The organism is Geobacter sp. SVR, assembly GCF_016865365.1.
GTDB lineage: Bacteria > Desulfobacterota > Desulfuromonadia > Geobacterales > Pseudopelobacteraceae > Pelotalea.
This window is the reverse complement of sequence record NZ_AP024469.1, coordinates 1,740,460-1,753,899: the sequence shown is the minus strand read 5'-3', so window position 1 is coordinate 1,753,899 and position 13,440 is coordinate 1,740,460. Positions and strand designations below refer to the sequence as shown.

At 49.6% G+C, this 13,440-nt stretch carries 7 protein-coding genes; all 7 read left to right on the top strand.

All coding sequences use genetic code 11. The annotated features are described in order from the left end of the window. Positions 1-68 precede the first annotated feature (68 nt). A complete protein-coding gene (locus tag GSVR_RS08065) occupies positions 69-653 on the top strand; it encodes a hypothetical protein (RefSeq protein WP_173199230.1) in 585 nt (194 codons plus the stop codon). A gap of 141 nt (positions 654-794) precedes the next feature. After that, entirely contained in the window at positions 795-3,245 is a 2,451-nt protein-coding gene (locus GSVR_RS08060) for a hypothetical protein (RefSeq protein ID WP_173199232.1), read from the top strand. Between the two features lie 453 nt (positions 3,246-3,698). Then, on the top strand, positions 3,699-4,226 hold the full coding sequence (locus tag GSVR_RS08055) for a hypothetical protein (RefSeq protein WP_173199234.1): 528 nt from the start codon (positions 3,699-3,701) through the stop codon (positions 4,224-4,226). Positions 4,227-4,235: 9 nt separating this feature from the next. After that, on the top strand, positions 4,236-5,942 hold the full coding sequence (locus tag GSVR_RS08050) for a hypothetical protein (protein ID WP_173199236.1): 1,707 nt from the start codon (positions 4,236-4,238) through the stop codon (positions 5,940-5,942). Between the two features lie 10 nt (positions 5,943-5,952). Continuing rightward, positions 5,953-10,545 (top strand): hypothetical protein, encoded by a 4,593-nt coding sequence (locus tag GSVR_RS08045; protein ID WP_173199237.1) that lies wholly within the window; start codon positions 5,953-5,955, stop codon positions 10,543-10,545. 74 nt (positions 10,546-10,619) lie between these two features. After that, on the top strand, positions 10,620-11,054 hold the full coding sequence (locus tag GSVR_RS08040; protein WP_173199239.1) for a peptidoglycan recognition family protein: 435 nt from the start codon (positions 10,620-10,622) through the stop codon (positions 11,052-11,054). A 2-nt stretch (positions 11,055-11,056) separates the two neighbouring features. Beyond that, a complete protein-coding gene (locus tag GSVR_RS08035) occupies positions 11,057-13,297 on the top strand; it encodes a phage tail fiber protein (RefSeq protein WP_173199241.1) in 2,241 nt (746 codons plus the stop codon). The last annotated feature ends 143 nt before the right edge of the window (positions 13,298-13,440 follow it).

Genomic DNA, 13,440 nt, shown 5'->3' with positions numbered 1-13,440 from the left:
AATCCTAAAGGGGGAGGACTCTAACCAAGTCTTCCTCCTTTTTTTTCATTTCTTTGAAAGGAGCACCTATGCCTCAAACTCTCACCACCGAACTTGAGGCGGTGAATTATATGTTGAGGGCCATTGGGGAGAGGCCCGTTTCCAACCTTGATAGTATCCCAAGCATCACCAAAGCTATCATGGCAAGGGACACCCTCAGAGACACCTCAAGGGAGGTCCAGGAGAGAGGGTGGTCCTTCAACTCAGAGGAGCAGTACCCGTTATCACCTGATGTTTCCACCAATGAAATCTCCATTCCGCCCAATGCCTTGAGATGTGACCCCACCGATCAGAGCCTTGATTGCGTCAATAGAGGCCCCAAGCTCTACAACAGAACCACCCACTCTTATAGTTTTGATGCCGTAGTGTCCGTGAACATCGTGTTCTATCTGACTTGGGATGAGATCCCCGAGTCTGCCCGAAAGTACATCAAGATCAAGGCAGCAAGGGTCTTCCAGAAGCAGGCAATCGGCGCACCTGATCAGGCCAGTCTCACTGAGGAGGATGAGAAGTTGGCCTTCAGGGACTTCCTTGATTCGGAGTCCTGTGCTGATGCTCCTAACTTCCTCAACAACATTCCTGCTTTGAATCGCAGGGTCAATCCGGTGAAGTAACTTATGCAATTCCAAAGAGACATAACAGGCTTCACGGGGGGGGTAAGCCAGCAGCCTCCCTTCCTGCGGAGTGATACCCAATGTGATGAGATGCTCAATGCGCTTCCCTCCCTGGTCTACGGCAACATGCAGAGACCCCCGATGGAGCACGTTGATGTATTGGCATCTCAGGCTACTGAGGGTGCCTTCATGCACACGATCAATCGGGATGCCAATGAGAAGTACAATATGATCATCACCGGAGATCCTACAGAACCGCTGGAGGTCTACAAGTTTGATGGGACCAAGTGTACCATCAGGTACGGGCATTTGAGCGAAGACCTTGTGTTCACCTCGGATGCAACAATAAAGAATTACCTCACGTCCACCTCGGGGAAGCTACCTCGGGAAGCTTTCCAAGCTGTCACCATTGCAGACCACTCCTTGATTGCCAACTCAACAAAAGTATGTGCCATGTCTGGAACCATTGACACAACCACCCAGGATAACACAGGGTATGTCTATGTGAAGAAGGGTGTAGCCAAGACCAACTACAGGATCTACCTGAATGAAATCCTGGCTGGTTCGTACACTAGTGGGGAGACCACTGATTATGAGTCATACAACTCAAGAAACGTAGCTCAGGCGCTGCTCGATTCCATCCTTGGGGGTAGCTCTCTTACTTTAAGGGGCGAGATGGATATTCACACCTACCTCCTCCCGCATCCTCCTTCTGGATCACCCATTTCAGTGTTGGTAAATGGGGTACTGCTCTCTAACGATCTGTGGACTGTGGCGGATTATTCCGGCCAATGGAAACTGGTTGTAGATACAAGTGTTGCACTTGGTTTTTTCGAGGAAGGTGGATGGACAGGCTATACTATCCAGATCCAAGGGGGAGCTATTGGAGGCTACAGTGTCTACCTTCAGGATAGCATCATCAAGATAAAACGCATTGATGGGGCAGAGTTCACCTTGAGGGTGGAGGACACTTACTCAAATGAGGCTCTGGAGGGTATCTACAAACGCACCCAATCATTTGAAAAGTTACCGGCAAGGTTCTTTGATGGTGTCATTATTGAGATCGTGGGGGATATCTCCAATACCTTTGACAATTATTGGGTGGTTTATGACGGCAAGTCAAACACCTGGAGCGAGACAAGAAAGCCTGGATTGGACAATGACTTTTTAGCCTCCACCATGCCACACCGTCTCGTCAGAACCAATACCAATGAGTTTACCTTCTGTGACATTGAGTGGAACTCAAGGAAAGTTGGGGATGAAGTCTCCTGTTCAAACCCCTCATTCATTGGCAAGTCCATCAGTGACATCTTCTACTGGAGGAACCGATTAGGTTTCTTCGCGGGGGAAAACATCATCCTCTCCAAAGCCGCCTTCTTCTTCACCTTCTGGCCTACAACCGCCACTGATTCTCTTGATGATGACCCAATAGATGTTGCTGGAAGTACCAATGAAGTTGTCACCCTCAAACATGCCGTACCTTATGCCAATACCCTGCTTGGGATGGGGGAGCAGGTTCAGCTTAACTTCCACACTGGCAATGCTTCCACGTTGACCCCGAGGACGCTGGTATCAGATCCGGCTACCCGCTTCACTTTGGCTACCAACTGCAAGCCCGCCTTGGTGGGCTCCAATGCGTTTATGGCCGTCAAGTCTGGCGATTCAACACAGATCAGGGAATACTTTGTCCAAGGTGACAGTGCCTCCTTTGATGCCGCTGACATCACGGCTCATTGCCCAACGTACATCCCGAAGAACATGATCAAGATGGTAGGCTCCTCCACTTTTGATTTGATGATAGGCCTCTCAGCAGACACCCCAAACGTTCTCTACGTTTACAAGTATTACTGGCAGGGTGACGAGAAGGTTCAATCAGCTTGGGGCAAGTGGGTACTTCCTGTAAATGTTCTCTCAATATCCCTCTTGGATGAATACCTGTACCTCCTTACAAAAGGTTCAGGCCAGGTGTGTCTCCAGAAGATCAACTTGAATGCCATCAAGACCGGCTCCCTCCCTTTGATTTGCCTGGACAGACGCTTCATGGCTGCTGGAACCTACAGCTCAGTGACCAATACTACCACCTGGAGTATACCGTTCACAGATACTTCAGATGCTACATATATTGCAGTTCAATCAGTAAAGGGGTATCCCAAGGCCGCACTCACCAAAAGTGAGGATGGAACCTCTCTTTCCGCTGTGGGAGACTTCAGTGGCGTGGCGTATTACATCGGGTCTGAGTACCTGTGGAAACTGGATCTCACACGCTTCATCCTGAAGGATGCCAACAACAAACCCTACCTCCACGGCCATACCATCCTGCGGACTTTGTCTCTGGCCTATGCCAACACAGGGTACTTTGAGGTTCACGTTACGGCAACTGGCAGGGAGACTGACATCTATACCTTCACTCCCTTCTATGCCGGTTCTCCGTTGGGTGCCTTGGTGACACCTTCCGGCATCTTCAGTGACACTCTTGTTCAGGGAGATCCCCAGGACATTCAGATATCCATTCAGAACAACACCTTCCTCCCCTCTATTGTAACCAGTGCCACCTACGAGGGGACGTTCTACTCCAGGGCTCGAAAGGTATGAGTGTAGCTACACACCAGCCAGCCACCCTGGAGGACCACTCTGCCATCCTTAGCATGAACCTTTGTGCTGCTGATGTGGCTGAATTGAGAGCTGCTACGGGTCTTACCCCTCGTGAGGCTTTGGCAGCCTCCTTGGATCTCTGTGAGGAGCCGTGGGTTGTCCTTTTGGGTGGACGAATAGTTGCCGTTTATGGTGTCTCTCATGGAGGCACATTCGGGGTGCCTTGGTTCCTCTCTACAGGGGAAGTAAGTGCATTCTCCAAGACCTTCCTCAAAGGCTCTCGTGAGGTTATCCTGAGGTTCCACGAAAAGTATGATGTTCTGTCAAACACGGTGGATTCCAGGCACGAGGTAGCAATACGGTGGCTCAAGTGGCTCGGGTTTACGATCTTACCAACACCCCTCAGGTTCCATGACCCTGCCGTTACTTTCTTACAATTCGTGAGGTACAAACATGTGTAACCCCATGCTGGCTGTGGCGGCTGTTTCCGTGATTGCCTCAGCAACTGCATCAGCTATCAGCATAGTGCAGGCCCAAAACCAAGCCGAAGCGGAAACCAAGTCCGCCGAGTCTGCCGCTGCGTCTGACTACCAAAGGGCTACCCTTCAGCAAGAACAAATCAATGCCTCTGCCGGTCTGGATATGACGGAGAGACTCAGGCAGTCCTTAAAGGAACGGGCAGCCATCAGGCTCTCAGCAGCCGAAGCAGGGCTTACCACAGGCAGAGAGGAACTTGCAGCCCACCAAGCAGCATCCAAGGATATTTCCATCATGGAAGCCAACAGGTCTGCCGGTATTGAACAATCCCAGGCTGAGAAGGATGCTATCTTCGCCAACGCTCAAGGCAGAATTAGGGCTGCTGCTTCCCGTGTTCCATCTCCATTCATGGCAGGACTCCAGATAGCTACCTCAACAGCAGCCGCAGGAGCACAAGGATACGCCGCTGGTAGATCAATCGCAGGTCCGGCACCCAAAACATAAGGAGGCGTAATGGCCGAATTTGTAAAACCACAACCGTCCTCCCGTAAGCAGGCGGACCCAAGGGATTTCTTCAGCTTTACCACCCCCAATCTCAAAATTCAGGCACGTCCTACCGATCCTTACAAAAGACCTGAGGTATCTCCCGATGTGGCTTCTTTTGTGGATGCCCTGAAAAATGTAGACAAGATCACAAACGGCTTCATTCAGATTCAGAAAGCGTACAAGGATGAGAATGCTCTCCAGGGTAAGGCTGATGCTATCGCAGGTAAACCTTACCAAGAACCTGAAGGGTTTTTGAACAATGGTTATGGCTATCGTGAGGCTTATGATGTCACCCAAGGGGAAGCCAAAGGTCTTGAGTTCAGAAAAGAGTATCTGCTGAAGCTGAAGGAGAACAATTACTTTCAGAACCAGCCCGATCCACAAGGAGCCCATGATAAGTTCTTTCAGGATCTTTACACCCATCACTTCTCCGCTGTGGGTAATAATCCCACCATCATGTTTGGTGCCTCAGAACAACTGAAGCAGGCACAGGTTGAAGGCTCAATGGAGTTCCAGAAGGCTTCCTACGACACAGCCAAAACCTCTTTCACCAACTCCATCAGCCAAATGCAGCAGGACCACCTTTACACCTATGCCAAGGGTGCCAAGACCGAGGAGGACATAGCCAACCTCAGGAGACTCATGGGTGACGATTGGGCTCTCAAGGTGAAGCCCACCAACTTTGTCACTCGGGATGAATATTCCAGGATGGTGGTAGCCAACATTGGTGCCACAGCTATGAAGATAGCTCAGGACCAGACCATACCGGCATCTGAAGCCTTGACTCAGGCCCACAAACTGCTGTCCCTCTATGATGCTCCTGACCCTGACACCAAGCAGTCCTGGAGTACGATGGTGGACGCTGAGGGGAAGCTGAAGTTCAGGCCTGATATTGAGCACATCCAAAGCAGGATCACTCATATTCAGACTGAACGTGAGAAGGCAGATGCCAAGTGGTTAAAGCAGAAGCAGGACAATGAAGAGAAGGACCTGTTTGTAAATGTGGTGCTCAATCCTGATCTCCTCTACTCCCAGGCTCAGGCTGCCATTACCGGAGCCAAGTACCTGGATGCCAACAACACTCAGTCCCTCGTGGCAAAGCTTTATGAGTACCGGAATGGAGAGAAGAACATCATCCAGGATTGGCCCCATATCACTAACATCAGGGAACGTGTTGAGATGTCCACTTCAGTCTCCAACCTAGATGCACTCCGTAAGGAAGTCATTACAGGTTATGGCTCCAGGATGAACCATGAGACTGCTAAGGATCTCCAGGAGAGGATCACCTCTCGGATCAACCACATTCAATCTGAAGCAAGGGCAAACCGGACCCTTACTGTCGAGGAACGAAAGCTTGGGTGGGACATGCTGAAACAGGTTGTAGGTGAGAAGAGCATGTATGACCTGGATGGCACTCAGGCAGCCATGCGTATGGACACCTATGGCCGCATGTTCTTTGGCAGGGTGAACGCCGGGGAGACACCACAGCAGGTAGCCTCAGACCTCATCAGCAAATATGGCAAGGACACAGGGAGGACGGCTGCCGAGATCTTTGGTCCCTCCAAATATACATCAGCAGAAGCTATCAAGGCAGACGTTGAGTCCGGCAAGCTCAGGCCGGATGAGGGTGTCCTGGAACTGAGACGCTTCCTTTCCGGCAAGCAGATAAAATAAGGAGAACAGATTGGGTAACATAACATCGCGCTACCAGCGTAAATCGGCAGCCGACTACAACCGTCAACAGATGGACGAGTTCAATGCCCTTTACTCACAAGCGGATGCGGCGCCCCAGGCAACTCCTTCAGCTCCTCAACCCACTGAGAAGCCTGGGGTGGCCGCAAGCATTCTTAAAGGTTCAGTACATGGGGTAAAGAAAGCCACCCATGAGCTGTTCAACTCCCTGGATGAGTTGTCCACCTTCGTAGCTCGGATCCCTGATTCAAATGCTCCCGAACGCCACAACTTCAGCAATCTCCTGGAGAACGTTACAGGTCTCTCAAAGGACAAGCTCAAGGCTGAGGAACAGGGAACAGGGCTGGCCTACAATCTGGCTTCAGGAATCACGCAGTTTGTAACCGCTTTCATCCCTATCAACAGGGCGGCAGGTGCTCTGACCAAAGGCATGAAGCTAGGGAAGGCAGCTTCAGTGGCAGCTAAGGTTGCCCAAGGTGCAGCAGCCGGTGGTGTCACTTCCGCTGTTGCCTTTGATCCTTATGAACACCGACTGTCCAACTTGGTGCAATCACTTCCAGCCCTCCAGAATCCCATAACGGAATATCTCCAGGCCTCCCCTGGTGACAGTAAGGCCACCGCTCGTATGAAGAACGGGGTGGAGAATGCCCTGCTCGGTGCTGGTCTGGACCTGGGAATAGAAGGTGCTAAGGGTCTCTTCAACGCTTTGAAGGCTTACCGAGCAGCAAAGACCCTGAAGGCTTCAGGCAAGGAAGGTGAGGAGGCGCTGAAGGCTGCCCAAGAGGTTCTAGCCCGAGAGTCCGAAAGCATCAGAAAACTTAAGGCCAAGGAAGCAGGCCAACTTGGAGATGAAGTCCAGCCTGTACGTAAGGAGCCTATCCTTGATCCGAATGCCAAAGAGAACCACCTAAATGACACTGAGGCAACCGCTGTGGTGCAGCCTAAGGATGCTCCTGAGGTTGTCAATCCTGAGGTGACTCCTCCAGGTACTCCCGCCAAAGGACCTGTTGCTGATCCTGAATTTGGGCCAGCACCAGCAAAACCGGCAGAGCCTCCACCGCCAGGAACGGAAGCTAACCTTGAGGTACAGCCTAAAGCCACTGAACCTGTAGCCAATCCTGAGGTTCTTCCCGCTGGTGAAGCTCCTTTGAGTCCTGATGAAATAGAAGCAAGGCTCTTGGCTGCTACCAAGGAAGGACGGGTCAACGCCCTGACTAAGCTGGAGCCTGAGCGCCCTGTGGAAGAGATCTCCAAGGAAGTGGAAGATCAGCTAACCGCCATCTCTGCGGCCAAAGCAGAAGGCAGAGACATTGAAATCATCCCCGAGATCCAAGGAGAACAGGTGCCTCTCTCTGGTTCAACACCTGAGGGAGACCTGAGGGCTTACCCTGAAGATACCCACCTGAATGGTGTTCCTGATATAGCCCGAACAGCAAGTGATACCCTGCCGTCAGGTTCCTTGGATACACCTCAGATCCTTCCTAAGTGGGGGGTAAATGGGACACCTGAGGAATACCAGACCTCCATCCTGGATGCTCAAGGGCAGCCTTACGATATACGCAAGTTGCCCCCTTTGGATGAATCCTTGCTTCCAAAGAAGATACAGGAGATTGCCGCTTCTGACAGGCGCTCGGTGACAGGCTTCCTGGATTCAATGGGGAGTCTGGTGGGTAATGAGAGTGGCGCTGTATCTTCTCCAGGAGCTATTTTGGCTCCAACAGCGGGTGCAAGCTCCGGCTTCTTCATTGACTACAATGGGGACGGTAAAGTGGGCGGGTGGGAAGACATAAGCATTGGTCTTGCCATAGGCACAGGTGGGTATATCGCGGCTAAAACCTTAAGGAAGTTTCTGCATGGAACTCCTGAGGAAAAGGCTACTGCCCTCACTGATATTCAGGCCAACACACAAAAGCAGATCGAGGACTTCAACACCATCGAGGCTGCCTATGCTGAACGGCTAAAAGGGGACCTTACACCAGAAGCCAAGACCCAAGTGGAACACTCCCTCACCACAGTGCGACAGGTACGTGATGCCTTGGTCAAACGTGAGAACAGTAAGGCCGGATGGGAGAAGGTTCTGAACCGTTCATGGGTCAGGGAGAAGTACAAACCACTCGTGAAGATCCCTGAAGGTAAATCTGAAGCTATCGTGCAGGCTCTCCGTGATGGGGACCTCCAGGGTGTATCCACAGCCATAGGGAAGGACTTCAACCTGAATGGTATCAAGGCACCTGATGATCTCAAGGAGGCCATTGATGGTCTTACTAACCTGATCTCAGAGCATATCCCCGAGGAGACAGCCAAGATGACCCGAGGTGTGGTATCCCATGAGGCTACCATTCAGGGTGCTGATGAGCTTGGTGTAAACCTGCACAATGTTAACATGCTCTCCAGGGATACCAGGAAGCTTTCTGAAAGGCTCCTGGCTGCCAGAGTAGCAATGAACAGCATCAAGACGCCTCTGTTGGAAGTCATGGATCAGATTCTCACCCATGCTGATCCACCGGCAGAACTCCTCATGAAGTTTCGGGAAATGACATCATTGGCCGCTGCTGTTCAGGCTGAGGTAAAAGGCAGTCAGACTGAGGTAGCCCGAGCACTCAACTCCATGAAGATTGCAGCAGATACCGTGAGCATGGACTTCAAGTCTGTTGATCAGATGATGGCCCAACAGGGTGGTAAGCGCCAAATGGTTGCTGCTGTCCAGAAGCTTAAGGAGATCATGCGGGAAGGTGATCAGATTCAGGTCAACCGTTACCTGAGGGGTTTGAACTCAAGCCCTTCCTTGCGGTTCCTCAATGAGTTGCACCGAACGGTCATGCTCTCAAATCCGATCACCCATGCCGCCAACATGTCCGGCAACTTCCTGGCCGGTATCATGAATCTTGGTGAGGACACCCTGGCCGGTATTTTCTCAGGCAGGGGCTTGGGGGATGCCAAGGCACTCCTGGAAGGTGTTGCTCAGAAGGATACCTGGATGGATGCCCTCAGGCTGGCAAAGAGGGCCTGGACTACATCACAATCCACCATTGATCCTCTTATCTCCAAGGTGGATGGAACCGAGCTGGCTCATGGGATCTCATCAGAGAACTTCAAGGTCACTCCGGTAGGACAAGGGGTAGATTACCTTGCTACAGCGTTGGGCATGGATGGTGCTCTCGGGAGAGGGGTGGATGCTTCCGGTAAGTTCCTGAGGACCACCTTTGATGCCCTTGGTGCAGAGGATGAGTTCTTCAAGGTCATCAACTACAGAGGGGCGCTGCACCGTGAGGCATACCTGGAAGCATACCGTGTGGGTGTCTCTGAAGGTCTTGAAGGTTCCGCATTAGCAAAACGCATTGGCACACTCAAGGCAGAGCTGGTTGACTCTCCTACAGAATCACTGATGGAGAAGGCCTTGAATACCACCAGGATCAACACCTTCACGGCCAACCCTAAGGGAATCCTGGGGTCTGCCAACAACCTTGTGGCAAAACACCCTACCCTGCAACTTTTCATTCCCTTCACCAGAACCCCAACCAACCTGATCCAATACGTCTTTGACCGGCTCCCTGGATTGTCACTCTTTCAACAGGAAGTCAGAGACATCATGAGAAGTGGAACTCGGGAACAAAAGGCTGAGTATCTTGCACGATGGTCTACTGGTGGTCTCCTAATGTCCTCTGCCTTGGGCATGGCGGCAGCGGGTATGATCACAGGTGGAGGTGGGGAAAACCAAGCAGCCAAGCGTGTTGATGGATGGCAGCCTTATTCAATCAAAGTGGGAGACAAGTATTACTCCTACAACAGGCTGGACCCTATATCCTCGCTTCTTGGCCTTGCTGCCGACACTCATGAGATCATGCAATATGCCACTGATGAAGGAGATGCAGCCAAGGCATCAACAGCAGCCCTGATAGCAATTACCCGCAACCTTACCTCCAAGACCATGCTGAAGGGCTTCACGGAGATGCTTGATGCTGTAGCTCAGGGTGACAAGAAGATGCCTGCCTTTGTCCAGAACTTTGCTTTGTCCTGGATACCTGCCGGTGCTGGAGCCCTTGAGAGGGAGATGGACCCCATCCTGAGAGACACCATATCCTTCATGGATCAGGTAAAGGCCAAGACTCCTGGTCTCTCCAGGACGCTGCCTCAAAAGAGGGACATCTTTGGGGAACCAATCACACCTGAGGGGAACCTCGGGCCTGACTTCATATCACCAGTGGCAGTCTCCTCAGCTTCCAAAGATCCTGTGAGGCAGATGTTCTCTGACCTTGGGATTGACACCAAGTCTGACCTGAAGGCAATGCAGAAGGTAGATAGGGTGCCACTGACTGTGGAGCAACACTCCCGATTTGTGGAGGTGAGAGGTAAACTCCTGAAGGAAGCTCTGGATAAGATCATCGGCAATCCACAGTTTAGCAACCTGCCGGAAGATAAGGAGAACCCTAAGTCTAAGCAGGCTTTAATTCAGAGCATTATGGGTAAAACCAAGACCGCTGCCACCGGTAAACTGCTCCAGGAGTTTCCTGAGATAGGGAAAGCTATTCAGGATAAGCATAAGGAATTCGCTCAGGAACTACAGGACTCTTTAGCAGAACAGTAGTTCTCAACTTCACATACAACCAAAAGGAGAAGGGGGAGGCTCATACGGCTTCCCCTTTTCTTGTAGGAGAACACATGCTGACAAAACCAAAAGGTATAATCATTCACCACTCATTGACCAAGGATGGCACTGTCTCTGACTTTGAGGGCATCAAGCGTTATCACATGGAGGAGAAGGGGTGGGATGACATTGGCTACCACTTCTTGATCGAGAACATGAATGGCACAATTAACATCTGTACTGGCCGTCCAATCAACAAGACCGGAGCGCACACCGTAGGACACAACGACTGTATAGGTGTCTGTGTGGTAGGTAACTTTGATCTTGCCCCGCCTGATGAGGCCCACATGAACACCCTAGTGCAGCTTACCTTGGCACTCCTCGGGCAGTTCCCTTACCTAACTCCTGATGACATCCACAGGCACTCCGAGTATGCCCCCAAGTCCTGCCCTGGAAAGTTATTTCCGTGGGATAAATTCATCAGCACTATACGCAATGGAGGCCGGTAACAATGGCTTACGCAGCGGCTAACCACAGGGGGGATGGAACTACAAGAACCTTTACCGTCCCCTTCAGTTACATCTCCAGATCATACGTAAAGGTCTACCTGGATGGGATACCCACCAATGACTTTGTGTGGCTGAATGACACTCAGATTCAATTGCTTGTTGCTCCTAATTCTGGTGTAGCTATTGCCATCAAACGGGAAACCCCTATAGAACAGAGAGCTGCTTCTTTTGCTAGTGTTCCAGCAATAGATCCGGCTGACTTTGACAAGAATACCGACCAGCTTCTGAACTCTCTCCAAGAGAGACTCTATGTTACTGAAACGCTTGAGGAACGCTCCATCAAGGTTCCAATAGGGGAACAGAGTGATGATATGGATGTGACAGAATATGCAAATAGAGCCGGAAAGGTATTAGGGTTTAATTCTTTCGGTAAATTGATTTGTATGGCTACAAATTTTGTTACTTCAACTGGCGCTTTTGGTAATCCTTGGGCAGACATCCGTGGTTATTCCAATATTAATTTGGCCATTATGGCCTTGGGTGGAACTGAAATTCAACTACTTGTGCATGGAGTTCAAACACTTACATCTAGTTTGACTGTTCCTGCTAATATCGAACTGAAGGTTGGGATTGGCGGTCTTATTACAATACCAAATGGAATGACTCTTACAATAAATGGGCCATTCTCCTCTGGCCTAAATAGATGCTTTAACTGTATTGGCACAGGAAAAGTGGTATTTGGTAATGGAAGTGTTACCGAAGTATATCCAGATTGGTGGGACGTAAATAGTATTCCAGGCGTAACAGATATGACATTAGCTTTCACCAAAGCACTGGCTTCTGGTGCGGTGCTTAGGATACCTAAGTCCACTTATTACCTTAGTGGTCCAGCTACATATACAGGGACCGTTACTATTATAGGTATGGGGGAACAGTCTAAAATAATTTCTGATACGACAGTGTTTAGGATAGAATCTGGTACTAATTCCTACATTGGAAACATTTGGATGGAAAACAAAACTGCACCTTTCTTAATTGTAAGAGACCCAAACAATTGGGCGGCTCCCCCTACGTTTCAAACAACTAACGATGAGATTGGTTGGCAACCAACAGTGAATGACTATGATATATGGGACAGTTTAACCACAGAACAGCAAAATCAAAATATTGGTCCCGTAATTAGTTTTCATGGTGACGCTTCAAATATTGAAGTGGAGCAAATAACAGGGAGATTTGTTTCTGTGATTTTGGAATCCGCGACCAACTCCACTGTCAAAAATTGTAATTTCAGGGCAGGTAAAAATTGGGCCGGGGGGATTGTTTTTTGGAATGCAGACAGTATTCAGGGAAACCACAACCGAGTAATCAATAACGTTGTACGTTACCCATCTTTCAACGGAATCGGATTTTTGCGAAACTTTGATGGGCTTGCTCAGGGGAATCTGGTCAATAATGCAGGCGAAAGTGGGATTAAGCTGTGGTCGTTTTCACACAACGGTACTTTGTCTGGACACTCAGTATTCTGTTACAATATGCTTATATCCAATAACAGAGTTCAATTCTCGTGGTTCGATGGCTTTGATATGAACTCCGATTATGGAACTACAACCGTACAAGAGTACCGTAATATGATCACCAACAACAAATCCATGTACAACGCTAGAACCGGGTTCTGTACTTCAGGAGAACATTGCTGTTACAATGGTAATTACTCTAAACACAATGGTACGTTTGGAATGGCGTTTTTTAGTGTTAATAATTCCTTGATAGAAGGTAATTATTTAGAAAATAATGGCTTGTTATTAGCTACCCCTGCTGTATGGCACGAATTACTTGTTGTGGGCACTGGTAATATGATTACCGGTAACAGAATTGAGCGAGATCATGTTTATAGTGGCAATGGTATTGAAGATGCGTCAGGAAGCAACTTTATAACCAACAACGTTGCAATCAACGCCACTATAAACATCCTAGTAAATTCTTTCAAGTCCGGCAACCGTTCAACAACGGATTTAATATCTTCAGCTAACATAACTGGTAAGGACGCTAACGATATAAAGGATGTAGGAACCTATTGTGGATTTAGCGTTACAAATGCTCCTAGTGGTTTTGGAGGCTGGATTGCTTTAACTGTAATTGGTAACGGCTCTGACTTTATCGTTCAAACCGCCATTAGACAGGACAATTTATCTAGTAAGACTAGAATGGGGAGCATTGGAGGCACTTGGACAGCTTGGACATAATAAATCTTTTACACAAATAATTGAATACAAACAGGTAGGGCTTTATAAATGAATCAGCTTTTGAACGATTGGCTAACAGGTATAGATGGTAAAACCTTTGACCCATCCCGAGCGTGCCTCCTGGCCGCCGTTGGTGTCTTCCT